22 protein-coding genes are annotated in these 24,775 nt (G+C 59.7%); 17 read left to right on the top strand and 5 right to left on the bottom strand.

Annotation, left to right across the window (positions count from 1 at the left end; translation table 11 throughout):
* The first annotated feature begins 11 nt into the window (after positions 1 to 11).
* The 3 genes from gatB (at position 12) to NTD81_RS00595 (ending at position 2,332) form a co-directional block, all read left to right on the top strand.
* A complete protein-coding gene (gene gatB / locus NTD81_RS00605; protein WP_262178324.1) occupies positions 12 to 1,460 on the top strand; it encodes an Asp-tRNA(Asn)/Glu-tRNA(Gln) amidotransferase subunit GatB in 1,449 nt (482 codons plus the stop codon).
* Positions 1,461 to 1,533: 73 nt separating this feature from the next.
* A complete protein-coding gene (locus NTD81_RS00600; RefSeq protein WP_262178322.1) occupies positions 1,534 to 1,896 on the top strand; it encodes a septal ring lytic transglycosylase RlpA family protein in 363 nt (120 codons plus the stop codon).
* Positions 1,897 to 1,948: 52 nt separating this feature from the next.
* Complete coding sequence (locus NTD81_RS00595) at positions 1,949 to 2,332, top strand: carboxymuconolactone decarboxylase family protein (RefSeq protein WP_262178319.1); 384 nt, start codon at positions 1,949 to 1,951, stop codon at positions 2,330 to 2,332.
* Positions 2,333 to 2,601: 269 nt separating this feature from the next.
* On the opposite strand, the gene NTD81_RS00590 is transcribed toward NTD81_RS00595, so the two are convergent.
* Positions 2,602 to 3,543 carry an AEC family transporter gene (locus NTD81_RS00590; RefSeq protein WP_262178317.1) on the bottom strand — a complete coding sequence of 314 codons (942 nt, stop codon included), beginning with the start codon at positions 3,541 to 3,543 and terminating at the stop codon, positions 2,602 to 2,604.
* A 360-nt stretch (positions 3,544 to 3,903) separates the two neighbouring features.
* Between NTD81_RS00590 and NTD81_RS00585 the strand changes: the two genes are divergently transcribed.
* Positions 3,904 to 5,208, top strand: coding sequence for a CitMHS family transporter (locus NTD81_RS00585; protein WP_262178314.1), 1,305 nt, complete (start codon positions 3,904 to 3,906; stop codon positions 5,206 to 5,208).
* A 203-nt stretch (positions 5,209 to 5,411) separates the two neighbouring features.
* On the opposite strand, the gene NTD81_RS00580 is transcribed toward NTD81_RS00585, so the two are convergent.
* A complete protein-coding gene (locus tag NTD81_RS00580) occupies positions 5,412 to 5,972 on the bottom strand; it encodes a response regulator transcription factor (RefSeq protein ID WP_262178312.1) in 561 nt (186 codons plus the stop codon).
* 12 nt (positions 5,973 to 5,984) lie between these two features.
* On the bottom strand, positions 5,985 to 7,238 hold the full coding sequence (locus tag NTD81_RS00575) for an ATP-binding protein (RefSeq protein WP_262178310.1): 1,254 nt from the start codon (positions 7,236 to 7,238) through the stop codon (positions 5,985 to 5,987).
* Between the two features lie 257 nt (positions 7,239 to 7,495).
* On the opposite strand from NTD81_RS00575, the gene NTD81_RS00570 reads away from it, so the two are divergent.
* The 8 genes from NTD81_RS00570 to NTD81_RS00535 all read left to right on the top strand — a co-directional run bounded on the left by NTD81_RS00570 (position 7,496) and on the right by NTD81_RS00535 (position 17,384).
* On the top strand, positions 7,496 to 8,212 hold the full coding sequence (locus NTD81_RS00570) for an SIMPL domain-containing protein (protein WP_262178307.1): 717 nt from the start codon (positions 7,496 to 7,498) through the stop codon (positions 8,210 to 8,212).
* Positions 8,213 to 8,456: 244 nt separating this feature from the next.
* A complete protein-coding gene (locus tag NTD81_RS00565; RefSeq protein ID WP_262178305.1) occupies positions 8,457 to 10,058 on the top strand; it encodes an ABC transporter substrate-binding protein in 1,602 nt (533 codons plus the stop codon).
* A gap of 192 nt (positions 10,059 to 10,250) precedes the next feature.
* Complete coding sequence (locus tag NTD81_RS00560; RefSeq protein WP_262178302.1) at positions 10,251 to 11,687, top strand: OprD family porin; 1,437 nt, start codon at positions 10,251 to 10,253, stop codon at positions 11,685 to 11,687.
* Between the two features lie 44 nt (positions 11,688 to 11,731).
* A complete protein-coding gene (locus NTD81_RS00555) occupies positions 11,732 to 13,315 on the top strand; it encodes an ABC transporter substrate-binding protein (RefSeq protein WP_262178299.1) in 1,584 nt (527 codons plus the stop codon).
* Between the two features lie 95 nt (positions 13,316 to 13,410).
* On the top strand, positions 13,411 to 14,421 hold the full coding sequence (locus tag NTD81_RS00550; protein ID WP_262178296.1) for an ABC transporter permease subunit: 1,011 nt from the start codon (positions 13,411 to 13,413) through the stop codon (positions 14,419 to 14,421).
* A 95-nt stretch (positions 14,422 to 14,516) separates the two neighbouring features.
* The gene (locus tag NTD81_RS00545; RefSeq protein WP_262178294.1) at positions 14,517 to 15,431 is read left to right on the top strand and encodes an ABC transporter permease subunit; all 915 of its coding nucleotides are present in this window, start codon (positions 14,517 to 14,519) and stop codon (positions 15,429 to 15,431) included.
* Positions 15,432 to 15,441: 10 nt separating this feature from the next.
* Positions 15,442 to 16,413: an ABC transporter ATP-binding protein gene (locus NTD81_RS00540; protein WP_262178291.1), complete on the top strand. Its 972-nt coding sequence runs from the start codon at positions 15,442 to 15,444 to the stop codon at positions 16,411 to 16,413.
* Positions 16,413 to 17,384 (top strand): peptide ABC transporter ATP-binding protein, encoded by a 972-nt coding sequence (locus NTD81_RS00535; protein WP_262178289.1) that lies wholly within the window; start codon positions 16,413 to 16,415, stop codon positions 17,382 to 17,384. The genes NTD81_RS00540 and NTD81_RS00535 overlap by 1 nt, the downstream gene beginning before the upstream one ends.
* 24 nt (positions 17,385 to 17,408) lie before the next feature.
* On the opposite strand, the gene NTD81_RS00530 is transcribed toward NTD81_RS00535, so the two are convergent.
* A complete protein-coding gene (locus NTD81_RS00530) occupies positions 17,409 to 18,188 on the bottom strand; it encodes a YdcF family protein (RefSeq protein ID WP_262178287.1) in 780 nt (259 codons plus the stop codon).
* A gap of 26 nt (positions 18,189 to 18,214) precedes the next feature.
* On the bottom strand, positions 18,215 to 18,622 hold the full coding sequence (locus NTD81_RS00525) for a hypothetical protein (protein ID WP_262178285.1): 408 nt from the start codon (positions 18,620 to 18,622) through the stop codon (positions 18,215 to 18,217).
* A gap of 192 nt (positions 18,623 to 18,814) precedes the next feature.
* On the opposite strand from NTD81_RS00525, the gene leuS reads away from it, so the two are divergent.
* From leuS to NTD81_RS00500, 5 genes are all read left to right on the top strand, one after another.
* The gene (gene leuS, locus NTD81_RS00520) at positions 18,815 to 21,427 is read left to right on the top strand and encodes a leucine--tRNA ligase (protein WP_262178282.1); all 2,613 of its coding nucleotides are present in this window, start codon (positions 18,815 to 18,817) and stop codon (positions 21,425 to 21,427) included.
* A 57-nt stretch (positions 21,428 to 21,484) separates the two neighbouring features.
* Positions 21,485 to 22,096, top strand: a complete 612-nt coding sequence (lptE, locus tag NTD81_RS00515) for an LPS assembly lipoprotein LptE (protein WP_262178279.1) — start codon at positions 21,485 to 21,487, stop codon at positions 22,094 to 22,096.
* Positions 22,097 to 22,133: 37 nt separating this feature from the next.
* On the top strand, positions 22,134 to 23,177 hold the full coding sequence (gene holA / locus NTD81_RS00510) for a DNA polymerase III subunit delta (protein ID WP_262178277.1): 1,044 nt from the start codon (positions 22,134 to 22,136) through the stop codon (positions 23,175 to 23,177).
* Between the two features lie 69 nt (positions 23,178 to 23,246).
* Positions 23,247 to 23,402, top strand: a complete 156-nt coding sequence (arfA, locus tag NTD81_RS00505) for an alternative ribosome rescue factor ArfA (protein ID WP_262178275.1) — start codon at positions 23,247 to 23,249, stop codon at positions 23,400 to 23,402.
* A gap of 70 nt (positions 23,403 to 23,472) precedes the next feature.
* The gene (locus tag NTD81_RS00500; RefSeq protein WP_262178273.1) at positions 23,473 to 24,768 is read left to right on the top strand and encodes a lytic murein transglycosylase; all 1,296 of its coding nucleotides are present in this window, start codon (positions 23,473 to 23,475) and stop codon (positions 24,766 to 24,768) included.
* The last annotated feature ends 7 nt before the right edge of the window (positions 24,769 to 24,775 follow it).

Below are 24,775 nucleotides of genomic sequence, written 5' to 3'. Positions count from 1 at the left end.
GGACGCCTGACATGCAATGGGAAACCGTAATCGGGCTGGAGATTCACGCTCAGCTCAGCACCCAATCGAAGATTTTCTCCGGCAGCGCCATCACCTTTGGCGCCGAGCCCAACACCCAGGCCAGCCTGGTCGACCTCGGCATGCCCGGCACCTTGCCGGTGCTCAACGCCGAAGCCGTGCGCATGGCCTGCAAGTTCGGCCTGGCGATTGACGCCGAGATCGCGGCGCAGAACGTCTTTGCCCGCAAAAACTACTTCTACCCGGACCTGCCCAAGGGCTATCAGACCAGCCAGATGGATGAACCCATCGTCGGCAAAGGTTTCCTTGATATCACCCTAGAGGACGGCACCAGCAAGCGTATCGGCATCACCCGCGCGCACTTGGAAGAAGACGCCGGCAAATCCTTGCACGAAGACTTCCAGGGCATGAGCGGTATCGACCTGAACCGCGCCGGCACGCCGCTGCTGGAGATCGTCTCCGAGCCGGATATCCGCAGCGCCAAAGAAGCGGTGGCTTACGTTAAAGCGATCCACGCGCTGGTGCGCTACCTGGGCATCTGCGACGGCAACATGGCCGAAGGCTCGCTGCGCTGCGACTGTAACGTCTCGGTACGGCCCAAAGGCCAGGCCGAGTTCGGCACCCGCGCCGAGATCAAAAACGTCAACTCGTTCCGCTTTATCGAGAAGGCGATCAACCACGAAGTGCAGCGCCAGATCGAGCTGATCGAAGACGGCGGCAAAGTGGTGCAGGAAACCCGCCTGTACGATCCGAACAAAGACCAAACCCGCTCCATGCGCAGCAAGGAAGAGGCCAACGACTACCGTTACTTCCCCTGCCCTGACCTGCTGCCGGTGGTGATCGAGCAAAGCTTCCTCGACGAAGTGCGCGCCAGCCTGCCGGAACTGCCGGTGCAGAAACGCGAGCGTTTCGAGGCGCAGTTCGGCCTGTCCGCCTACGACGCGACCGTGCTCGCGGCCAGCCGCGAACTGGCGGACTACTTCGAGGCGGTACAAGAGGTCTGCGCGGACGCCAAGCTGGCGGCCAACTGGGTCATGGGCGAGCTGTCCAGCCTGCTCAACAAAGACAACCTGGAAATCGACCAGTCACCAGTCTCGGCTGCGCAACTGGGCGGCCTGATCCTGCGCATCAAAGACAACACCATCAGCGGCAAGATCGCCAAGATGGTCTTTGAAGCCCTGGCCGCCGGTGAAGGCGCGACGGCGGACGAAGTCATCGAGAAGAAAGGCCTCAAGCAAGTCACCGACAGTGGCGCCATCGAAGCCATGCTCGATGAAGTGCTGGCAGCCAACGCCGAGCAAGTCGAGCAATACCGCGCCAGCGATGAAGCTAAGCGCGGCAAGATGTTCGGCTTCTTCGTCGGCCAAGCCATGAAGGCCTCCAAAGGCAAGGCCAACCCTGGTCAGGTCAACGAGCTGCTGAAGAAGAAGCTCGAAGGCTAAGCGGCTGTACCCAACGCCGGGCTTGCCCGGCGTTGTCTTATCAGCAATTCACTCACTGACTCAGGAGCTGCGGATGCGTCTCGTCCTACTCGGCCTGTTCAGCTTATTACTCAGTGCCTGCGCCAGCCACGGCCCGTTTGATTATCAAGACGAAGGCATGGCCTCTTATTACGGTGCCCGCCATCACGGCAACAAAACCGCCAGTGGCGAACCCTTTAACCAATACGCCCTGACCGCCGCTCACCGCAGCCTGCCCTTTGGCAGCAAGGTCAAGGTGACTAACTTAGGCAACGGCAAAAGCGTGGTGGTGCGCATCAACGACCGTGGGCCACATACCCGTGGGCGCATCATCGACCTGTCATACCAAGCCGCCAAAGACTTAGCCATGCTGCGCGACGGCGTCGCACGGGTACGCGTGCAACAGCTAGCGGATTAGTCCGCGCTCGCACTGAACATCTGTCATCACTAAAAGCAACGGAGAGAGCACGATGAGCGACAGCTACAACGAAGGTTTACAGGTCCGCCGTGAAGTAATGGGCGACGCCTTTGTCGATCGCGCCCTGGGCAATGCCACCGAATTCACCCAGCCGCTGCAAGACTTCGTCAACGCCCACGCCTGGGGCGGGGTATGGACCCGCGAGGGGCTGGATCGCCAGACCCGTAGCCTGATCACCCTAAGCGCCCTGACTGCACTGAAATGCCCGCAGGAGCTCAAAGGCCATGTACGCGGCGCCCTGAATAACGGCTGCACGGTTGCGCAGATCCGTGAAACCTTGCTGCACTGCGCGGTCTACGCGGGTGTGCCGGCGGCCATCGATGCCTTTCGCGCTGCACAAGAAGTGATCGACGCCTGGCAGCAGGAGCAAGCCTAGTCCGCCCTCTCGAAGGTCGCCCAAGGTCACCGGCTGAGGGCGGCTCGGCGCGCTTCTGCATCCTGAACGGCCCAGCGTTGCCGGGTACGCGGAATATCACGCGGCAACCACACAGACTCAGCAGCAAAACTCTTCTAGTCGCCCGCGGGTTATCGACTAGCGCATCCGGCTAAAAGGCTTAGCCAAGCCTGCCAACACCTTCAGCGGCTCTTGGCCGCTGTTGATCAATGCCCAGCTCGCCTAGAGCCTGAGGGCGCAGTGAGCGTAGCTTAGATCCAGCCACCGAACTGCAGAATGATCAGACCAATATTGGTTGAGACCGCCGCCAACAAGGTGGTCAACACAATGATCGCCGCTGCCAGTTGATAGTTACTGCCCACCGCCTTGGCCATCACAAAGCTCGCCGCAGCGGTGGGGCTGGTGAAGAACAGAAACAAAATCCCCAGCTCCGGCCCACGGAAGCCACAGTAAAACGCGCCCAACGTGGCCAACAGCGGCAGCCACAAGACTTTCATCAAGCTCGAGCTGAGTGCCAGCATGCCGCTTTCACGCAGTGCCGCCAGGGACAAACTGGCGCCAATGCAAATCAGCGCCAGCGGCAAGGTCAGCTGCGCCAGGTATTCGCCCGAGGTGCTCAGCCATATCGGCAAGCGCACCTGCCAGTAGGCGAAGGGAATAGCCGCCAACACCCCAATAATCAGCGGATTGGTGATGATGCTTTTACTGATGCTCCACACATTGGCCTTGGCCTGCGGGCTGTAGACCGCCAGTACCAGCGCAGCCAGGGTGTTGTAGCTGAGGATCACCAGGCCACCCAGGACGCCGCCAAGGGACAGGCCATAGTCGCCGTATAGGCTGGTGGCCAAGGCCAGACCGATAATGCCGTTGTTGCCGCGAAACGCGCCCTGCACATACACGCCACGGTCTGCGCGCGGCACCCGCCAGATCGCCCAAGCCCAGGCCAGGAAAAAACTCGCCAGGGTCGCCAGCAGGAAAAAACCCAGCAGCTTGGGTTGCAGCGCTGTTTTTAAATCAGCATGCAAAATGGCCGGAAACAGCATGACCGGCATGCTGACGTTAAACACCAAAGAGGTCGCGGTGTTGATAAAGGCGGCATCGATCTGCCCCAAGCGCTTCAGCACCGCGCCGACCAACAGCATGGCGAACACCGGCGCGGTGACCGCAAAGATTTCCAAGAAGATCGCGTACATGGGCCCAGCCAAGCAAAGACAGAGGCCGATCATATCAGGCCAAAGCGCCGCCCGGCCCAGCTCAGCAGCCCCCACGAAGCTTCTCAGGCGACCAATGCGCAACAGCTGTAGGGCACTGAAAGCTAATTGAAAGCTTGCCTTCGTAGAGTCAGGGCACAGTCGACTCGACTCGACTCGTGCAAGTGTGACGCCTTAGGGCGCTCACGCAGCTGAAAACAACAACGGTGAACCCATGCGCTCCAGCCTACTCTACCCCCCTCAGGCCGCCTTCTTCTTGGCATTGCTGATCAGTCCGCCACCTGCCGGCTAAGACTGCCGCACCGCATTCACCGACCGCACCCGCTAACCGGAGATAGCTCCATGCTGACATTCCTTGGCTTTGCCATGGTCATTACCTTTATGTACCTGATCATGAGCAAGCGCCTGTCCGCGTTGATTGCCCTGATTTTGATCCCAATCATCTTTGCCCTGATTGGCGGCTTTGCCAAAGACATTGGCCCCATGATGCTGGAAGGCATCGGCAAACTGGCGCCCACCGGCGTGATGCTGATGTTCGCCATCCTCTACTTCGCCCTGATGATCGACTCCGGCCTGTTCGACCCAGCCGTGCGCGCCATCCTGCGCATGGTCAAAGGCGATCCGTTGAAAGTATCGATGGGCACCGCAGCCCTGGCCCTGATCGTCTCCCTCGACGGCGACGGCGCCACCACCTACATGATTTGCGTCGCCGCCATGCTGCCGCTGTACAGCCGCATCGGCATGAGCCCGCTGATCATGGCCGGGCTGATTATTTTGGCCGGCGGCATCATGAACATGACCCCCTGGGGCGGCCCCACCGCCCGCGCAGCCAGTGCTTTGCATGTCGACCCGTCGGCGATTTTCGTCCCGATGATCCCGGCCATGCTGGTGGGCTGCGTGGCCCTATTTGGTGTGGCGTGGTTCTACGGTAAGCGCGAACGCGCGCGGCTTGGCGTGCTGCAATTACCGACGGGGGCCGAGCACAGTGAAGTCACTGTTTCGCAGTACCCTGAAGCGCGCCGGCCGAAACTGCTGTGGATCAATGCGCTGCTGACCGTCGCGCTGATGGGCACGCTGATCGCCGGCCTGCTGCCGCTGCCCGTACTGTTTATGATCGCCTTCAGTCTGGCCATGATCATCAACTACCCCAACTTGCAGGAGCAAAAAGAGCGCATTGCCGCCCATGCCGGCAACGTCTTAGCCGTAGTGGGATTGATCTTCGCGGCAGGGATTTTTACCGGGATTCTCACCGGCACCGGCATGGTCGACGCCATGTCCAAGAGCCTGCTCAGCGTGATCCCACCGTCGATGGGGCCGTATATGGCGGTGATCACCGCGGTGGTGAGCATGCCCTTTACCTTCTTTATGTCCAACGACGCCTTCTACTACGGCGTGCTGCCGGTGCTCACCGAGGCCGCCGGGCATTACGGCATCAGCCCAGTGGAAATGGCCCGCGCCTCCATTGTCGGCCAGCCGGTGCACCTGCTCAGCCCGCTGGTGCCCTCCACCTATTTGCTGGTGGGATTGGCCAAGATCGAGTTTGGTGACCATCAACGCTTCACCCTGAAATGGGCGATCCTGATTTGCTTGGCCATTATGCTGGCCGCCCTGCTGATGGGCGTATTCCCCCTGTTTGGCCAACACTGATCCTTGCCGAGCGCCACTGCGCTGCGAACTGCCCCCCCGGATTACGCCGCTGCGCGGCTAATCCAGGCTACGGCGATCAGGCTACGGCCTAACGGCGGACGGTATCGTAGGGTGGGTGAAACCCACCGGGGTAATCTTGCAAAGCCATCCCGGATTACGCCGCTGCGCGGCTAATCCAGGCTACGGGCGATCCAGGCTACGGCCTAACGGCGCACCGGGCGTTTTTGCAATTTGCGCTGCAAGGTACGGCGGTGCATGCCTAAGGCGCGAGCGGTGGCCGAGATGTTGCCTTCGTGCTCGCTGAGCACGCGCTGGATATGCTCCCACTGCAGGCGATCCACCGACATCGGGTTTTCCGGCACCAGGGTTTCCAGATCGGCATGCTGGGTCAACAACGCGGCCAGCACATCGTCGGCATCGGCCGGTTTGCACAGGTAATTGCAGGCGCCACGCTTAATCGCCTCGACGGCGGTGGCAATGCTGGAATAACCGGTGAGGATCACCACGCGCATTTCTGCATCCAACTCCAACAGCTTGGGCAGCAGCACCAAGCCGGAGTCGCCATCCATTTTCAGATCAACCACGGCGTAATCCGGGGTGTCCTGCTCGGCCAGGCTCAGGCCTTCTTCAGCGGAACCTGCAATCGACACGCGCAGACCACGCCGGCTCATGGCCCTGGCCATCACACGGGTAAAGGTCGGATCATCGTCAACCAGCAACAAATGCGGCTGTTCTTCACCGTCGAACAAGACTTCGTCGCTCATATAAAGTGTTCCTTAAGTACGGCCGTAAGCACGCGGCAATTTCAGCTCGGTGAGCGTACCGCCTTCTTCATGGTTATACAGTTTAACCGTACCACCGGCGCGGGTAACGCTCGCCTGACTAAGGAACAAGCCCAAGCCAAAGCCCTTACCCTTGGTGGTAAAAAACGGCCGCCCCAGCTGCTCCGCGATGGCCAACGGCACACCGGCGCCAAAGTCGCGAATAGTCAAAGTCAGCCATTGGTGATCCCAGTTCAAGCGGATATCCAGCTTGTCTGGACAGGCATCGGCGGCGTTATTCAGTAGGTTAAGCAGCGCCTGGGTCAGATCCGCCGGCGGCATCAAGCTGGGCGGCGCACCACGGCCCATGCATTGATAACGATAACTGGCCTCGGGGCGCATCAGGTGCCAACGGTTGAGGGTAGTCTCCAACCACTCCACCGACGACAACTCGACGATTGCCTGGCGCCGATCCGCCTCGGCGGCGCGTACCAATTGCTGCAAGGTCTCTTTACACAGCTTGACCTGCTCCTGCAGCACCGCCAGATCTTCCTGCAAGGTCGGCTCTTGGTGCTCGCGGCGCAGCTCCTTGATCAGCACGCTCATGGTCGCCAGCGGCGTTCCCAGCTCATGGGCGGCACCCGCGGCCTGCGTGGCCACGGCGAGCAGTTGCTGATCGCGCAAGCCTTCCTCACGCCGTTCAGCGCGCAGTTCTTCTTGCTGACGCAGCTCCTCGGCCATCTTCGCCACGAAGAACGTGATCAACCCCGCGGCTAGCGCAAAGCTCAGCCACATGCCGTAAATCAACAGACTTTCACGGTGACCGTCGGGCAGAGCCAACGGGTGCGACCAAACCAGCAACAAGGTGTAACCAGCCAACGCCAGCCCCGCCAGAATCATGGTGTAGAGCCAGGGCAACGTCGCCGCGGCGATGGTCAGCGGTACCAGGTAATAGGACACAAACGGGTTGGTCGAGCCACCACAGTAGTACAGCAACAGGCTGTGGATAATCAGGTCGCAGGCCAGTTGCAGGGCATACTCCTGCTCGGTCACCGGCCATGGGCCGCGCAGGCGAAGCGCCGTGATCAAACCTAAGATCAACGACAACGTAAGGGTGATGCACAGCTCCAACCACGGCAGCGACAGCGAGCCTACCTTATAGGCCAGGCCCACCGAGCCGGCTTGGGCCGCCAGCACGAGAAAACGAATAAGGGTCAGCCGCCAAAGATTTTGCCGACTCGCCGACAGCAGATTTACAGGTGTGAGCATAAATTCTCCGCAATGCTGCTAAGTCTCGATCAGCGAGCGCCAGCGAGCGCGGCAAGTATAACCAAGCACTTAGCCATCTTAGTGCGGCAACAAGCCGCAGCCAGCACCCTGCCTGGCATCGCGAGAGCGAGCCAAGCCCTGTCAGAAAAAATTTGCGGCCCAGTTAACCCCTTCGCGACCCTGCCTGCGTCTAATGTGTACAAACCGCGCTAGTCCTTGGCGCCGCCATCTTGTGAAACGACTGGAAAGGATCTGCCATGTTGAAATTGTCCCGCCTCGCCTCAGCCGCCCTGCTCAGCAGTTGCGCCACCCTGAGTCTGAACGCTGTAGCCGATGCTGTGCGTTACAACCAAGTGGCGCTCAACGCTGAAGTCAGCCAAGAAATCGCCCACGACATGATGGACGTGACTCTTTATAGCGAAGAGCAAAACAGCGACCCCGCAGCCCTGGCCGAGCAAATCAGCAAGACCCTCAATAGCGCCATCAGCAAGGCGCGCCAAGTTAAGGATATTCAAGTCAGCTCAGGTAGCCGTAACAGCTACCCGATCTATGACCAGAAAAACCAGAAGATCACCGGCTGGCGTGAGCGCGCCGAATTACGCCTACAAAGCGCAGACTTTGCTGCCCTGTCCAAGCTCACCGGCGAGTTACTCGGCGAGCTAAAAATGGCCGGGATGAATTTCAGCATCGCCAGCGCCACCCGGAAAAAACATGAAGACCAGTTGATCAAAGACGCCGTAGCCGCCTTTAAAGCACGCGCCCAGCTGACCACTGAAGCCCTCGGGGGCAAGGACTACAAACTGGTCAGCCTGAATCTCAATAGCGGCGGCTTCCAACCCCCGGTATATCGCATGAATGCAGCCTTTAAAGGCATCGCGATGGCCGCCAGCGCTGACGCCATGCCCGAGGTGGAAGCCGGCACCAGCCAAGTCAGCCTGACTGCCGACGGCGTGATTGAAGTACAGCTGCCGTAAATGACCGATCACTAGCACAATCGTACAAGAGCGCTTGCCCGGCGAGCGCTCTAGTTCGCTAGCTATGCGCCAGCTGTAACAATATTTGTCAGAAATTGTAGATATGCGACATCTGCTTATAGGCAGATTCTGAAAAAGCCCTTTGACGTCATATGTCCCTTGCCCCTTCCCCTGCTCGTGGCTAGTTTCTGCCGATGCCTCCACAAGAGGCACCTCAGGAAGAATAATTAGACATGGGGTTTATATGCGTAAGAGCGCCTTTATCCAGGCAGTGTTAACCGCTGGGCTAATTACCAGCACCTCCCTCGCCAGTGCAGCCAACAACTTAGTGTTTTGCTCCGAAGGCAGTCCAGCAGGCTTTGATCCAGGCCAATACACCACCGGCACCGACTTTGACGCCTCCGCCGACACTATCTTTAACCGCTTAGTCCATTTTGAGCGTGGCGGTACCAAGGTCATCCCAGGCCTTGCGCAAAACTGGGACATCAGTGACGACGCCCTGACTTACACCTTTCACCTGCGACCCGGGGTGAAGTTTCACACCACCAGTTACTTCAAACCCAGCCGCGAGTTTAACGCCGACGATGTGCTGTTTACGTTCCAGCGCATGCTCGACAAAAACCATCCGTTCCGCCTCGCCTACCCGTCTGAGTTCCCTTACTTCACCGACATGGGCATGGACAAAAATATCGCCAAGGTGGAAAAGCTCGACGACTTAACCGTTAGGTTCACCCTGCATGAAGTCGATGCCGCCTTTGTGCAAAACCTGGCCATGCACTTCGCCTCGATTCACTCCGCTGAGTATGCCGAACACTTACTGAAGATCGGCAAGCCTGCCGAAATCAATCAAAAGCCCATCGGCACAGGTCCATTCGTATTTAGCCGTTACCAGAAAGACGCGGTGATTCGCTACAAAGGCAATAAGGAGTATTGGAATCCAGATGAGGTGAAAATCAACAACCTGATTTTCTCTATCAACACCGACTCCTCGGTACGCGTGCAGAAGCTCAAAGCTGGCGAATGCGATATCACCCTCAATCCGCGCCCAGCGGATTTGAAAACCCTGAAAGAAGATCCTAACTTGGCCCTGCCCAGCCAAGCCGGCTACAACCTTGGCTATATCGCCTACAACGTGCAGCATCCTCCGCTGGATCAGCTAGGCGTGCGCCAGGCGCTGGATATGGCGGTGAACAAACCGGCCATTATCGAGGCGGTGTACCAAGGCGCCGGGCAGCTCGCGGTGAATGCCATGCCACCAAGCCAGTGGTCGTATGACGAAACCATCAAAGACCCGGCCTATAACCCGGAAAAGGCCAAAGAGCTGCTGAAGGCAGCCGGCGTTAAAGAAGGCACCGAAATCACCCTATGGGCCATGGCCGCGCAGCGTCCTTACAACCCCAATGCCAAACTGATGGCGGAGATGCTCCAGGCCGACTGGGCCAAGGTGGGCATCAAGGCACGCATCGTCACCTACGAGTGGGGCGAGTACCTCAAGCGCACCAAGTCCGGCGAGCAGGACGCGATGCTGATCGGTTGGAGCGGCGACAACGGTGACCCGGATAACTGGCTGGGCACCCTGTATAGCTGTGCAGCCATTGGCGGCAATAACTTCTCGCGCTGGTGCAATGCCGACTACGACAAGCTGATCATCTCAGCCAAGCGCATCACCGATACCGCCAAGCGCAGTGAGCTGTACCGCCAGGCCCAGCAGGTTCTTCACCAACAAGTGCCGATCACCCCGATCGCCCACTCCACCGTCTACCAGCCCATGCGCAAAACTGTGCATGACTTCAAAATCAGCCCATTCGCCTCGAATGTCTTTTACGGCGTAAGCAATCCGCCATAGCTACCCCCAACACCGGCGCCCTCGTGCGCCGGTATAGCCCTAAACGGGGCTAGCTCCATGTGCCACTAGAGCACAGGAGCCGCGCTTTGATCTCACCTGTCCCGATGCGCAGCCGCGCAATGATCTGCTGCCCCTCATCGTTGAGGAGCAGCGGCATGGCGTCGGTTATTTCAATAAAAAGGAGCAAGAACCATGAGCAGAGTTGTATGGAAACACAGCGCGCTTAGCCTCGCTTTAATCAGCATCAGCCCAGCGCTGTGGGCCAATGATCCTGAACCCAGTCCAGAAAGCCCGAGTTTTGTCGCCGAAGAGGAAGGCATCAATGACCTAGCCGAACCGGTGAACGCCCAAGCCGGGGCTAAGGGTTTTTTCGGCGGACAAAGCTTGGATGTGATCACCCGTAACTTTTACTCCCGCGAACAAGGCAAAAACGCCAACATTTATCGCATCCCCAAAGGCGATGGCTTTGAAACCACCCACAGCCGCTATGCCTGGGTGCAAGGCACGCGACTCAATTACCAGTCTGGCTACACTCAAGGCACCGTTGGCTTTGGCTTGGACCTCAGCCTGTTTAACGCCCTGAGCCTTGAGCGAGGTAAGGGCCGCATCGCTGGCGGTGGCAACCGCACCCTAACCCACAGCGATGGCGAGGCGGTGGATCAGTGGTCCAAGCTGGGCATTGCCGACGTGCGTTTTCGCGTCTCTAACACCGAATTGAAAGCTGGTCGCTTCCTGCCCGACACCCCCGTTTTGGTGCCCAACGACAACCGCGCGCTGCCTTCAAGCTTCACCGGTTACGCCATTAGCAGTGAAGAGTTTAGCGATCTGTCGCTGCAAGCCGGTCGTTTCCGCCGTGCCAGCCCACGCACCGGCGCCGGCGACCAAGCGCTGACCACCGAATACGGCACCCGCGAAGTACGCGCCGAGCATATGACCTACTTGGGCGGCGACTACAAACTGGCGAAAAACCTCAATGTCTCGCTCTATGCCGGCCAGCTAGAGGATGTCTGGAACCAATACTACCTAGGCGTCACCCATGATCTGGGTAACCGTGAAGTACTCGGCCTGCGGACCTCGTTCAACCTCTACGACACCCGCGACGAGGGCTCTCGCGAAGGCGGTTATATCGATAACACCACCTGGAGTTTGGGCTTTACCTTGTCCCACCAGGCACACTCGCTGACCCTGGCCTGGCAGCAGGTGGATGGCGATGAGTACTTCGATTACGTCAACGAGTCCGGGGCGATCTACCTGTCTAACTCGCTGTTTTCCGACTACAACGGGCCGAACGAAAAATCCGCGCAAATCCGTTATGAAACCGACTGGACAGCTTACGGCGTGCCTGGTTTAACCACTGGCATCTGGTATGCCAAGGGCTGGGATATCGACGGCACGCATTACCGGGGGGATCGCAACGGTGCCTATGGCAACTACGCCGAGGTGCGCGCCATGAAGAACGAGGAGCACCACGAAGTGGGCTTATCCACCACCTACGTACTGCAAAGCGGGGAGTTGAAGAACACCTCATTCCGGGTGCTATATATGACCCATCGCGCCAGTCAGAACCAAATCGACGGCAACCTGGATGAGCTGCGCATTGTCACTACCCTACCCTTTAACTTGTTCTAACCGCAAAAAGTGCCGGCTACCCGCTGGCACAGGGAGAATTGCCCATGAAGCTACCCGCCATTGCCCTACTCAGCCTGCTGGCCATAAGCCCCTTTACCCAGGCTAAAAATTTAGTGGTATGCACCGAAGCCAGCCCCGAAGGCTTTGATATCGTCCAGTACGCCACCTTGGTCACCGCCGACGCCGCCGCAGAAACCGTCTTCAACCGGCTGGTCTCCTTCAAACCTGGCAGCACTGAACTGCAACCGAGCCTCGCGACCAGTTGGGAAATCAGCGACGACGGTTTGGTCTACACCTTCCACCTGCGCCCCAACGTGCAGTTCCATCACACCCCTTATTTCACCCCGACCCGCGCCCTGAATGCCGACGACGTGCTGTGGTCGTTCCAGCGTCAGCTTGACCCTAAACACCCGTGGCATAACACCGCCATTCGCGGCTACGCCTACTTTGAAGCCATGGGCATGCGCGAGCTGATAAAGAGTGTAGAGAAGGTCGATGACCTCACCGTGCGCTTTACCCTTAACCACCCCGAAGCGCCATTCCTCGCCGATATCGCCCTGAACTTTGCTTCGATCTACTCGGCCGAATACGCCGATCAACTCTTGGCCGCAGGCAAAACCAAACTGCTCAACAGCCAACCCATCGGCACCGGCCCCTTTGTATTTGTGCGCTATAACAAAGATGCTCAGGTGCGCTTCAAAGCCAACCCCGATTACTTCCTAGGCAAGGCCAAGGTCGATCAGTTGATCTTCGCCATCTCCACCGACGCCAACGTGCGAATGCAAAAACTGCGCGCCAATGAATGTCAGGTCGCCATTCTGGCTAAAGCCGAAGACATCCCCCAGGCGCGCAAAGATCCCAATCTTGCCGTGGATGAATTGGAAGCGCTGATCACCAACTACATCGCCATCAACACCCAGCACAAACCGCTGGATGATGTGCGCGTGCGTCAGGCCATCAACCTCGCTATCGACCGTCCTGCACTGCTCAAAGTCATGGCCGGTGGCGGCAAAGTGACCGAGGCGGTCAACCCTTACCCACCGACCATCCTCGGCTGGAACGCCAATATCAAAGCCACCCCCTTTGATCTCGAAAAGGCCCGCGCGCTGATTAAAGAGGCCGCTGTCGAGCCGTTTAAAATCACCTTATTTGTACGTAACGGCAGCTCCACCAGCATCCCCAACCCGGCACTGGTGGCGCAGATGCTGCAAGCAGACTTGGCCAAAATCGGCGTGACCCTGGAGATTCGCATGCTCGAATGGGGCGAAATGCTGAATCGCGTCAAACAGGGTGAGCATGATCTGGTGATGCTCAGCTGGGTCAGCGACAACGGTGACCCGGATAACTTCCTCACCCCGACCCTGTCCTGTTCGGCCGCGCAAAATGGCGAGAACCAAGCGCGCTGGTGTAATGCACAGTTTCAAGACCTTATAACCCAAGGTCGGCGCACCAGCGACAGCGCCAGCCGAGTCAAACTCTATGAGCAGGCGCAAGAGCTGGTGCATGAGCAAACACCCTGGATCCTGCTCACTCATCCCACCCTGTTTGTCCTGCGCCGCAGTAATGTGACCGGCTATGTAATCAATCCGCTGGCGACCAGCAACTATTGGCAAGTGGATGTGCAGTAAATCGGCCGTCTGAACAGTCCATGCTCAAGCCCCGATGAGATAACTAAGCCGCCCACTAACGATGGGCGGCAACTTACAAGGAGTCACCTAGCGCAATGTTGAGTTTTATTCTGCGCCGTTTGGGATTGTTAATTCCGACCTTTTTCGGCATCACCCTACTGACCTTCGCCCTGATTCGCATGATCCCCGGAGACCCGGTGGAAGTGATGATGGGCGAGCGCCGCCTCGATCCCGAAATGCACGCCCAAGCCATGGAGCGCCTGGGCCTTAACAAGCCGCTGTATGCACAATACATCGACTACATCGGCCAATTAGCCCACGGTAACTTGGGCGAGTCGCTGCGCAGCCGCGAAAGCGTATGGAGCGAATTCACCACCTTATTTCCCGCGACCTTGGAGCTGGCCTTAGCCGCCCTGCTGTTTGCCGGCAGCATTGGTTTGATCGCCGGCGTCATTGCCGCACTCAAGCGCGGCTCGTTATTTGACCACGGGGTGATGGGCATCTCACTGGCCGGCTATTCCATGCCAATCTTCTGGTGGGGCCTGCTGCTGGTGATGTTCTTCTCCGTGTGGCTGGGCTGGACGCCGGTTTCGGGGCGCATCGACCTGCTCTACGACATCGAACCGGTCACGGGCTTTATGCTGATCGATACCCTGCTCTCGGACGAACAAGGCGCCTTCCTCGACGCCCTGCGCCATATGATCTTGCCGGCCATCGTGCTGGGCACCATTCCGCTGGCGGTGATCGCCCGCATGACCCGCTCGGCCATGCTCGAAGTACTGCGTGAGGACTACGTGCGCACGGCACGGGCCAAGGGCCTGTCGCCGGCACGGGTGGTGTTTATCCACGGTCTGCGCAACGCGCTGATTCCTGTGCTCACGGTGTTTGGTCTGCAAGTCGGCACGTTGCTCGCCGGCGCGGTGCTGACCGAGACGATTTTCTCTTGGCCCGGCATCGGCAAGTGGCTGATCGAGGCTATCGGCGCGCGGGATTATCCAGTGGTGCAAAACGGCATTTTGCTGATTGCCTGCTTAGTCATCCTGGTCAACTTCGTCGTGGATATCCTCTACGGCCTGGTCAACCCCCGTATTCGTCACCAGAGCTAGGGCTTGGCCATGCCAGCTAATTGCCCTATCCAGCCCCTGGTTGTCAGCCTGTTTACCGACCCAGCGCGCGCCGCGCTGGGGCAACGGAGTGCGTTATGAGTAGTGAAACCATCATTGATCCGGCTATCGATCAAAGCCTGGTCTATCCCTCGCCGTTAAAAGAATTCTGGCAAGCCTTTAGCCACAACAAAGGCGCCCTCGCCGGCTTGCTGTTTATGCTGTTGTTGGTGTTTTGCGCACTGTTCGCGCCCTGGATCGCCCCGCATAACCCCAGCGAGCAATACCGCGAGTTTTTGCTCACCCCGCCGGCCTGGCTGGAAGGTGGGCAGTGGCAGTTTTTGCTCGGCACCGATGAACTGGGGCGCGATCTGCTCTCGCGCTTGATCCACGGCGCCCGCCTGTCACTGTTGATCGGCTTGGCCTCGGTGGTGATGTCGCTGATCCCGGGGATTTTCTTGGGCTTGGTTGCAGGCTTCTTCCCCCGTTTGATGGGCCCGCTGATCACCCGCGTGATGGACATCATGCTGGCCCTGCCGTCACTGCTGCTGGCCGTGGCTATCGTCGCCATCTTAGGCCCTGGCCTGATCAACACCATCTTCGCCATTGCCATCGTCTCGCTGCCGTCTTACGTGCGCTTGACCCGCGCAGCGGTGATGGGTGAGCTCAATCGTGACTACGTCACCGCCTCGCGCTTGGCCGGCGCCAGCTTGCCGCGCTTGATGTTTGTCTGCGTGCTGCCCAACTGCATGGCGCCGTTGATTGTGCAGGCGACCTTGAGTTTTTCCTCGGCGATTCTGGATGCGGCGGCGCTGGGCTTCCTCGGTCTGGGCGTGCAACCGCCAACTCCGGAGTGGGGCACCATGCTGGCCTCGGCGCGCGACTATATCGAGCGCGCGTGGTGGGTGGTCAGCCTGCCCGGCTTAACCATTTTGCTCAGTGTGCTTGCGATCAACTTGATGGGTGACGGGTTACGCGATGCCCTTGATCCGAAACTGAAGAACGCCCAGTAAGGAGACGGTCATGGCATTACTCGAAATCAACAACCTCAGCGTGCGCTTCGGCGACGCCCAGGCCGTGCCGGTGGTGGATGGACTCAACCTGAGTGTGGACAAAGGTGAAGTACTGGCGATCGTCGGTGAGTCTGGCTCAGGCAAGTCAGTGACCATGATGGCGCTGATGGGCCTGATCGACGCACCGGGCATCGTGCGAGCCGACAACCTGCGTTTCGCCGGCCACGACATGCTCAACCTCAAAGGCCGGCAGCGCCGGCAGATCGTCGGCAAAGACCTGTCGATGGTGTTCCAAGACCCGATGACCGCACTCAATCCCAGCTACACCGTGGGCATGCAGATCGAAGAAGTGCTGCGCCAACATTTGGGGCTGAAAGGTCAGGCCGCCCGGCAACGCGCCTTACAGCTGCTGGAGAAGGTCGAGATCCCCGGCGCGGCCAGCCGTCTCAACGCTTACCCGCACCAGCTCTCCGGGGGCATGAGCCAGCGCGTGGCGATTGCCATGGCCATCGCCGCCGAGCCGCAACTGCTGATCGCCGACGAACCCACCACCGCGCTGGATGTAACCATCCAGGCGCAGATCATGGATCTGCTGGTAAACCTGCAACGTCAGGAGAACATGGCCCTGGTGCTGATCACCCATGACCTCGCCGTGGTCGCCGAAACCGCCCAACGCGTGTGCGTGATGTATGCCGGCCAAGCGGTGGAGCTGGGACAGGTGCCACAGCTGTTCGAGGCGCCCAGCCATCCGTACACCGAGGCGCTGCTCAAAGCCATCCCGGAACACAGTGAAGGGCAACGTCGCTTGGCCACCCTGCCCGGCATCGTCCCCGGTCGCTATGACCGTCCGCAAGGCTGCTTGTTGGCGCCGCGCTGCCCCTATGTGCAGGAGCAATGCCGCAATAAACCGACACTGCAAGAGCACAGCCAAGGCAGCGTGCGCTGCTTCTATCCGTTAAATCTGACTGCGCAGGTGGCCTAATGAGTGCTGTTCTGACTGCCCGTGAGCTGGCTCGTCACTACTCGGTATCCCGTGGCCTGCTGCAACCCAGCGCCCAAGTCCGCGCCCTCAACGGCGTATCCTTTGAGCTTGAGGCTGGCAAAACCCTGGCCGTGGTCGGTGAGTCCGGCTGTGGTAAATCGACCCTGGCGCGGGCTCTGACCCTGATCGAAGAACCCAGCTCCGGCTCCCTGCAAATCGCCGGGCAAGAAGTCGCCGGCGCCAGCAAGGCGCAGCGTAAACAACTGCGCCGCGATGTGCAGATGGTGTTCCAGAACCCCTACGCCTCCCTTAACCCACGGCAAAAAATTGGCGACCAATTGGCCGAACCGCTACTGATCAACACGGCGTTGTCGCGCAGCGAACGCCGTGAGCGAGTGCAGGCGATGATGCAGCAAGTGGGCCTGCGCCCCGAGCATTACCAGCGCTATCCACATATGTTCTCGGGTGGCCAACGCCAGCGCATTGCCCTCGCCCGGGCAATGATGCTGCAGCCCAAGGTGCTGGTGGCGGACGAGCCGACTTCGGCGCTGGACGTGTCCATCCAGGCCCAGGTGCTCAACCTGTTTATGGACCTGCAGGAAGAGTTCAACACCGGCTACGTGTTTATCTCGCACAACCTCTCGGTGGTGCGCCATGTCGCCGATGATGTGTTGGTGATGTACCTGGGGCGCGCAGTGGAAATCGGCGCCAGCGATCTGATCTATCAGCGTCCGCTGCACCCTTACACCCAGGCGCTGCTGTCCGCCACCCCGACCATTCACCCCGACCCGAGCAAGCCCAAAATCAAGCTCAGCGGCGAACTGCCCAACCCCTTGGCCCCGCCCAGTGGTTGCGCCTTCCATCAACGTTGCCCGCACGCCAATGAACGCTGCCGCCAAGAGGCGCCCAGCCTGCGCCTGCTGGATGGACGGCAGGTGGCTTGCCACCATGTAGAGCAGATCCACGCGTAAACCCGCAACCTGCCTACGCGGCGGCTACTGATCTGTAGCCGCCGCGTGATACAGCAGGCGGTAGCTGAGCAATCCCAGCGCCTCATTAAACAACTGGCTGTTTTGCCACAGCGCCTTGCTGTCCGGCAGCCAGCCACCGTCAGGCAGCGCCACCGCGGTACTGAGAAAACCCATGGGCGCGCTGATCACCTGCAAGCCGGCTTGCTCAAAACTCCAACGCGCCCGCGCCATATGCCACGCTTGGGTGACCAGTACCACCCGCTGGATGCCCTGCTGCTTGAGCATAGCGGCACTGAATTGAGCGTTTTCCCAAGTGGTGCGGCTGTCGCCTTCTTGCCAACGCACGTTATAAGCCAAGTCACGCTGCGCCACGTCGCTCATCAACTGCGCCTCGCTCGGCGGTTGGCCGAAGTGCTTGCCGCCGCTGATCAACATCGGCAAGCCCGAAGCCTTGGCCACACGCACGGCATAGCGCAGGCGCTCCATCGCGTACAAGCTCGGCTGATCGCTTTGCCAGGCCGCATCGGCCAGCGCGCGGCCACCGCCGAGCAGCACAATGGCCTGCGCTTGCTGTGCCAGTGCCGGCCATTGCTCTGGGGTTAAGGCTGGCTCCGACTCGATCTGGCGAGCGGCGTAATGCACCACGATCGGCAAGCTAAACAGCCATAACAAGCTAAAGCTCAGGATAAACAGCCCACGCGCCAGACGCGGCCGGCGTGCACGCCACCACCACGCGAGCAGCAATAGCAGAAGCAAGCCGCACGGCGGCAGTAGCAGTTGTTTAAAGAGATAACGAATCGGCATTGAGCACCTCCAGGGGTGCGCGCAGCCTAGCGATGATCGCTGTTGATAAACAACTTAACGCCGCAACCTTGGCACAGTTGCAGGCCACTTGGGCTTGGCCACGGGCGCTTGACGCCACAAATCGGGCAGCGTGGCGCTGCCGCTGCGGCGGTGCTGCCAGCTGTTTCAAGCACTGCCGGCGGCGCCAACGGCAAAGGCAGAATGTTCTCGCCGATGACCTTGAGCCCCTGCGCCGCCTCAACCTGACGTTCGCGCTTAAGATAGGCACAAATCAAGCGCAGCTCGGAGGGTGTCACATCACGCAGCTCTAAGTCTTGCTGCGGCCGCTGACCGACCGCGGCGAGGTTTTCGGCTTCATCCAATGCCGCCGCTAAGCGCTGAAGCAAACGCTCATAAACGACGTCATTGGCTTGAGACTCTTTTACCTGGCCCATCCTTGACCTCACGTTATTGGCACTGAGTTACTCCCTAAGCTTAGCGTCGTGACCTTGCTCGGCTAGTGCCCGCGACAGACGGAATAAAGGCACTTGGCTATCACCCACAAGTAATCAGGGTTTCCCTGACCAAGTGCCGCTCATGTATGCTACGACGTTTTCCGCAAGCCCTTATTCACAGCGCCGGTAGCCATGCAAGAACAGTATCAGCCACGCGAAATTGAAGCCGCTGCGCAGTCCCTGTGGGATGCGCAACAATCCTTTGTAGTGAGCGAGCAGCCAGGTAAAGAAACCTTTTACTGCCTGTCGATGTTCCCCTATCCCAGCGGCAAGCTGCACATGGGCCATGTGCGCAACTACACCATTGGTGACGTGATCGCCCGCTACCAGCGCATGCAAGGCAAAAACGTCCTGCAGCCAATGGGTTGGGACGCCTTCGGGATGCCGGCAGAAAACGCCGCGATGAAGAACAACGTCGCCCCCGCCAAGTGGACTTACGAAAACATCGATTACATGAAGACCCAGCTCAAGAGCTTGGGCCTGGCCATCGACTGGACCCGTGAAGTCACCACCTGCAAACCCGACTACTACCGTTGGGAGCAATGGCTGTTCACCAAGCTGTTCGAAAAAGGCGTGATCTACCGCAAGAACGGCACCGTGAACTGGGACCCAGTGGACCAGACCGTTCTGGCCAACGAGCAAGTGATTGATGGCCGCGGCTGGCGCTCCGGCGCCGTGATCGAAAAACGCGAAATCCCTATGTACTACTTCAAGATCACCGCTTATGCGGAAGAACTCTTGAGTAGCCTGGATGAGTTGGATGGCTGGCCTGAGCAGGTCAAAACCATGCAGCGCAACTGGATCGGTAAGAGCTTCGGTGCGGACATCGTCTTCGACTACGACGAGGCCAGCATCGGCCAAGCCGGCCAGCTGAAGGTCTATTCGACCCGTCCAGACACCCTGATGGGCGCCACCTATGTGGCCGTCTCCAGCGAGCACGCCTTGGCTGTCCAAGCTGCCGCCAATAATCCTGAGCTGCAGGCCTTTATTGCCCAGTGCAAAGCCGGCTCCGTGGCCGAGGCCGACATGGCCACCATGGAGAAAAAAGGCGTTGCCACCGGCCAGTTCGTGATCCATCCGCTGACCGGTAACAAGCTGCCAGTCTTCGTCGCCAACTACGTGTTGGCCAGTTACGGCGAAGGCGCGGTGATGGCCGTTCCCGCTCACGACGAGCGCGACTTCGAGTTCGCCAACAAGTACAACTTGCCGATCACCCAGGTCTACGCCTCGACTGAGCACAGCTACGACGCCAGCCAGTGGCAAGACTGGTACGGCGATAAGCAAGGTCTGAGCACCATCAACTCAGGCAAGTACGACGGCAAAGATTTCAGCGCCGCCTTCGACGCCATCGTCGCCGACTTGGAAGCCACTCACCACGGCGCGCGCAAAACCCAATTCCGCCTGCGCGACTGGGGCATCAGCCGCCAGCGCTACTGGGGCTGCCCGATCCCAATCATCCACTGCGATGCTTGCGGTGACGTGCCGGTGCCGGAAGACCAGTTGCCAGTGGTGCTGCCCGAAGATGTGGTGCCGGATGGCGCCGGCTCACCGCTGGCCAAACTGCCGCAGTTCTACAGCTGCAGTTGCCCGAAATGTGGTGCTCCGGCTAAGCGGGAAACCGACACCATGGACACCTTCGTTGAGTCGTCCTGGTACTACGCTCGTTACGCCAGCCCAAGCTACACCCAAGGCATGGTTGACCCAGCAGCGGCCAACCACTGGTTGCCGGTGGATCAGTACATCGGCGGTATCGAACACGCGATCCTGCACCTGCTGTACGCGCGCTTCTTCCACAAATTGATGCGCGACGAAGGCCTGGTGTCGTCCAACGAGCCGTTCAAAAACCTGCTGACCCAAGGCATGGTGGTGGCGGAAACCTACTACCGCACCCTGGATAATGGCGGCAAAGACTGGTTCAACCCAGCCGACGTCGAAGTCGAGCGCGATGCCAAAGCCAAGGTCATCGGCGCGCGCCTGAAAGCTGACGGCCTGCCGGTGGAAATCGGCGGCACCGAGAAGATGTCCAAGTCGAAGAACAACGGCGTCGATCCGCAAGCCATGATCGACGCTTACGGCGCCGACACTTGCCGCCTGTTTATGATGTTCGCCTCGCCGCCTGACATGAGCCTGGAATGGTCCGACTCTGGCGTCGAAGGTGGCAGCCGCTTCTTGCGCCGCGTTTGGCGTTTGGCCCAAGGCCACGTCAACCAAGGTCTGCCAGGCGCGCTGGATAAGCAAAACCTCAGCGACGAGCAAAAAACCGTGCGCCGCGCTATCCACTTGGCAATCAAACAAGCCACCGTGGATATTGGCCAGCACCACAAATTCAACACCGCCATCGCTCAGGTGATGACGCTGATGAACGTCCTGGAAAAAGCCGCGCAAGCGACCGAGCAAGACCGCGCGCTGCTGCACGAAGGCCTGGAAGCCGTAGCCCTGCTGCTCGCGCCGATCACCCCGCACATCAGCCACCAACTGTGGCAAGAGCTGGGGCATAGCCAAGCGATTATCGACACGCAGTGGCCGCAGGTGGACGAATCCGCCCTGGTCCAGGACAACCTGATCTTGGTGATCCAGGTTAACGGCAAGCTGCGTGGGCAGATTGAAGTACCTGCCAGCGCCAGCCGTGAGGAAGTCGAAGCCAGCGCCCGCAGCAATGAAAACGTGCTGCGTTTCACCGAAGGCCTGAGCATTCGCAAGGTCATCGTGGTACCGGGCAAACTGGTCAATATTGTCGCCAACTGATAAAGCACGGCGCGACCAGGGCATGGCGCGCCGCACGACATACCAAGGGGATAGAACATGAGCAAACGGAATCTGTTAGTCATCAGCCTGGCCACCCTGCTCAGCGCTTGCGGTTTCCATCTGCGCGGCACCGGTGACGTCGAGCTGGCCCTCAAGGAACTGGATGTCAGCGCGCGCAATGCCTATGGCCAGACCGTTACTGAATTGCGTGACGCGCTGCAAAACAACGGGGTCAAGGTCTACCCAGGGGCGGAGTACCACCTGATCCTCGCCCGCGAAGAAGACAAGCGCCGTGCGGCCAGCTTTAACAGCTCCGCCCGTACCGCCGAGTATGAAGTCACCAAGACGGTCGAATACGAAATCCGCGGCAGCAAAAACATGCTGCTGCTGAACGATAAACTGTCGGTGCGCAGCATCTATTCCCAGGATGACAACAACCTGATCGGCAGTGACGAAGAAGCCAAAACCCTGCAAAGCGAACAGCGCCGTGAGCTGGTCCAGCAGTTGGTGCAAAAGCTGCGACTGATCACTCCGGAAAAACTGGATGAACTGCAAGCGACCGCCCTGGCTAAGGCCAAAGCGGAAGCTGACGCCTTAGAAGCGGCCCGCATCCAGGAAGAGAACACGCCGAAGCAGTCGCCAATCGAACTGCCGATTCCGGCTCAGTAAATGCTACGGGCCGCCAACGCGGCCCGTATTTTTTGCGATGAAACTGAATCCCGCACAACTCGCCAAACAACTGCAAGGCGCCCTTAGCCCGATCTATGTGATCAGTGGCGACGAGCCCCTGCTGTGCCAGGAAGCCGCCGACAGCATCCGTGCAGCCACGCGTCAACAGGGCTTTAGCGAACGTCAGGTGTTTAACGCCGACAGCAACTTCGACTGGGGCACCCTGCTCCAGGCTGGTGCCAGCCTGTCGTTGTTCGCGGAAAAACGCCTGCTGGAACTGCGTTTGCCTAACGGCAAACCGGGCGATAAAGGTGCTGCCGCGCTGCTCGAATACCTGGCTCGTCCGGCCGAAGACACGGTGCTGCTGATCAGCCTGCCCAAGCTCGATGGCAGCACGCAAAAGAGCAAATGGGCCAAGGCCTTGATCGACGGCAACCACAGCCAGTTTGTGCAGATCTGGCCAATCGAAGTGGCGCAACTGCCCCAGTGGATTCGCCAGCGCCTGGCCCAGTCTGGCTTAACCGCCAGCGCTGAAGCGGTCGATATGATCGCTGCCCGCGTCGAAGGTAACTTGCTGGCCGCTGCGCAAGAAATCGAGAAGCTCAAACTGCTGGTCGACGGCAATCAGATCGATGCACAGACCGTGCAGGCGGCAGTGGCCGATAGCGCGCGCTTCGATGTGTTTGGCCTGATCGATGCGGCTCTCAATGGCGAGGCGGCCCATGCCTTGCGGATCCTCGAAGGCTTGCGTGGTGAAGGGATAGAGCCGCCGGTGATTCTCTGGGCCCTGGCCCGGGAAGTGCGCCTGCTCGCCACCATCGCCCAGCAGTACAGCCAAGGCATACCCCTGGACAAAGCCTTCAGCTCGGCGCGCCCGCCAGTGTGGGATAAACGTCGACCGTTGGTCAGCAAAGCCCTGCAACGTTTCTCCGCGTCACGCTGGGCTGCCCTGCTGCAACAAGCGCAACAGATAGATGCGCAGATCAAAGGCCAGGCTCCTGGCGATCCTTGGCTCAACCTCAGCCTGCTGACGTTGAGTCTATGCGGCCAACGCTTAGGCCTGGCCAAGCACGGCAACTAGACATTGACCTCAACTCGGCGCATGCTGCGCGCGCCTGCAATCACGCAGGTTCGCGCCCAGGAGCATGCCATGGCCAAATCCGCCAAGCGGCCTAACAAGGCCAAATCCATCGTTGCCCAACCGCTGTTTCGCTGTCGCCAAGAGCAAGCCGCGAAAGGCAAAGGCAGCTACCGTCGCCAAGCCTCCCAGACCAACTGGGAGGCTTTTTACTTTCTGGCGGCATAAAACACAGGCCAGCCCCTGCACCGAGCAATCATGCTAAGGTTACGGCTTGCAAAAATGTGTCGAGACCACCATGCCTGACCTGCTTATCCGTGGCCTGTCCCATAGCGCCACTGCCTGCCTAATGCTGCTGTTGACCGCCTGTGCCGATGCACCGGCACAGCCCTTGGCAACCGCCGCCGACAGCCCCGTCGTGGTCAGCTCCGCCGCTCCCGTCATTGCCCCCACAGCCAGTGCCCCAGAGCAACTGCTGAGTTTCAGCGAGTGGCGGATTTTGCTGCGCAGCGACGCCATTGCCGCCGGCATTGATGCAGATTTATTCGATCGCACCTTCGCCGATATCACCCTCGACCCGAAGGTGATTGCCGCCGACAGCAGCCAACCAGAATTTACCCGGCCGATCTGGGAATACATCGATGGCGCCGTCTCGGTGTCGCGCGTAGCCCAAGGGCGCGTGCTCAAAGCCCAGTACCGCCCCACGCTGAAAGCGATCCGCAGCGCCTACGAGGTTGACCATGAGGTGCTGATCGCCATCTGGGGCATGGAAAGCAACTACGGCAGCAATATCGGCAGCAACAACGTGATTCGCTCGTTGGCCACCCTCGCCTACGACGGCCGCCGCCAAGTATTCTGGCGCACCCAATTGCTCGCGGCCCTGCAAATTCTCCAGGCCGGCGACAATCCCAATAAAACCCTGCTGGGTTCTTGGGCCGGGGCCATGGGCCAGACCCAATTTATGCCGACCACCTTTAATGAGCACGCGGTGGACTTCGACGGCGACGGTCGCCGCGATCTGTGGAACTCCGCCCCGGATGCCTTAGCCTCCGCCGCCCACTACCTGCATAAGTCTGGCTGGCAGAACGGCCAGCCATGGGGCATGGAGGTCAGCCTGCCAGCTAACTTCGACTACGCCCAAGCCGACCCGGAAGTGCGCCGCAGCCTGCAAGAATGGCAAAACCTCGGCGTCACCCCGCTGCGCCAGACCCGCGCTGATGCCCAGAGTCAGGCCAGCCTGTTCCTCCCCGCCGGCCATCGCGGCCCGGCGTTTTTGCTTCTGAACAACTTCCGCACCATCCTGCGCTACAACAACTCCACGGCTTACGCCTTGGCCATCGGCTTACTCTGCGATGCCCTCGACGGCAATCCAGGGGTGCAGGCCGAATGGCCTCGGGATGATCGGCAACTGGGCCGCAGTGAACGCGTTGAGCTGCAAGAACGCTTAACTGGCAAAGGCTACGATGCCGGCGCGGCCGACGGCATTATCGGCGCCAACACCCGTAAAGCCGTGCGTGCTTACCAGCTCAAGCTGGGCTTACCGGCCGATGGTTACCCCAGCCACAGCCTGCTGGAGCAGCTGCGTCAGCCGTAAAAATCAT

This window comes from Pseudomonas sp. 5P_3.1_Bac2, assembly GCF_025465995.1.
Classification (GTDB): Bacteria; Pseudomonadota; Gammaproteobacteria; order Pseudomonadales; family Pseudomonadaceae; genus Aquipseudomonas.
The sequence above is the reverse complement of the archived record's forward strand: the minus strand, read 5'-3'. Positions and strand labels throughout refer to the sequence as shown.

Bases quoted from the DNA above. Each gene is read 5' to 3' on its own strand.
- gatB (WP_262178324.1), top strand. From the start codon at position 12: ATGCAATGGGAAACCGTAATCGGGCTGGAGATTCACGCTCAGCTCAGC.
- NTD81_RS00600 (WP_262178322.1), top strand. From the start codon at position 1,534: ATGCGTCTCGTCCTACTCGGCCTGTTCAGCTTATTACTCAGTGCCTGC.
- NTD81_RS00595 (WP_262178319.1), top strand. From the start codon at position 1,949: ATGAGCGACAGCTACAACGAAGGTTTACAGGTCCGCCGTGAAGTAATG.
- NTD81_RS00590 (WP_262178317.1), bottom strand. From the start codon at position 3,543: ATGTACGCGATCTTCTTGGAAATCTTTGCGGTCACCGCGCCGGTGTTC.
- NTD81_RS00585 (WP_262178314.1), top strand. From the start codon at position 3,904: ATGCTGACATTCCTTGGCTTTGCCATGGTCATTACCTTTATGTACCTG.
- NTD81_RS00580 (WP_262178312.1), bottom strand. From the start codon at position 5,972: ATGAGCGACGAAGTCTTGTTCGACGGTGAAGAACAGCCGCATTTGTTG.
- NTD81_RS00575 (WP_262178310.1), bottom strand. From the start codon at position 7,238: ATGCTCACACCTGTAAATCTGCTGTCGGCGAGTCGGCAAAATCTTTGG.
- NTD81_RS00570 (WP_262178307.1), top strand. From the start codon at position 7,496: ATGTTGAAATTGTCCCGCCTCGCCTCAGCCGCCCTGCTCAGCAGTTGC.
- NTD81_RS00565 (WP_262178305.1), top strand. From the start codon at position 8,457: ATGCGTAAGAGCGCCTTTATCCAGGCAGTGTTAACCGCTGGGCTAATT.
- NTD81_RS00560 (WP_262178302.1), top strand. From the start codon at position 10,251: ATGAGCAGAGTTGTATGGAAACACAGCGCGCTTAGCCTCGCTTTAATC.
- NTD81_RS00555 (WP_262178299.1), top strand. From the start codon at position 11,732: ATGAAGCTACCCGCCATTGCCCTACTCAGCCTGCTGGCCATAAGCCCC.
- NTD81_RS00550 (WP_262178296.1), top strand. From the start codon at position 13,411: ATGTTGAGTTTTATTCTGCGCCGTTTGGGATTGTTAATTCCGACCTTT.
- NTD81_RS00545 (WP_262178294.1), top strand. From the start codon at position 14,517: ATGAGTAGTGAAACCATCATTGATCCGGCTATCGATCAAAGCCTGGTC.
- NTD81_RS00540 (WP_262178291.1), top strand. From the start codon at position 15,442: ATGGCATTACTCGAAATCAACAACCTCAGCGTGCGCTTCGGCGACGCC.
- NTD81_RS00535 (WP_262178289.1), top strand. From the start codon at position 16,413: ATGAGTGCTGTTCTGACTGCCCGTGAGCTGGCTCGTCACTACTCGGTA.
- NTD81_RS00530 (WP_262178287.1), bottom strand. From the start codon at position 18,188: ATGCCGATTCGTTATCTCTTTAAACAACTGCTACTGCCGCCGTGCGGC.
- NTD81_RS00525 (WP_262178285.1), bottom strand. From the start codon at position 18,622: ATGGGCCAGGTAAAAGAGTCTCAAGCCAATGACGTCGTTTATGAGCGT.
- leuS (WP_262178282.1), top strand. From the start codon at position 18,815: ATGCAAGAACAGTATCAGCCACGCGAAATTGAAGCCGCTGCGCAGTCC.
- lptE (WP_262178279.1), top strand. From the start codon at position 21,485: ATGAGCAAACGGAATCTGTTAGTCATCAGCCTGGCCACCCTGCTCAGC.
- holA (WP_262178277.1), top strand. From the start codon at position 22,134: ATGAAACTGAATCCCGCACAACTCGCCAAACAACTGCAAGGCGCCCTT.
- arfA (WP_262178275.1), top strand. From the start codon at position 23,247: ATGGCCAAATCCGCCAAGCGGCCTAACAAGGCCAAATCCATCGTTGCC.
- NTD81_RS00500 (WP_262178273.1), top strand. From the start codon at position 23,473: ATGCCTGACCTGCTTATCCGTGGCCTGTCCCATAGCGCCACTGCCTGC.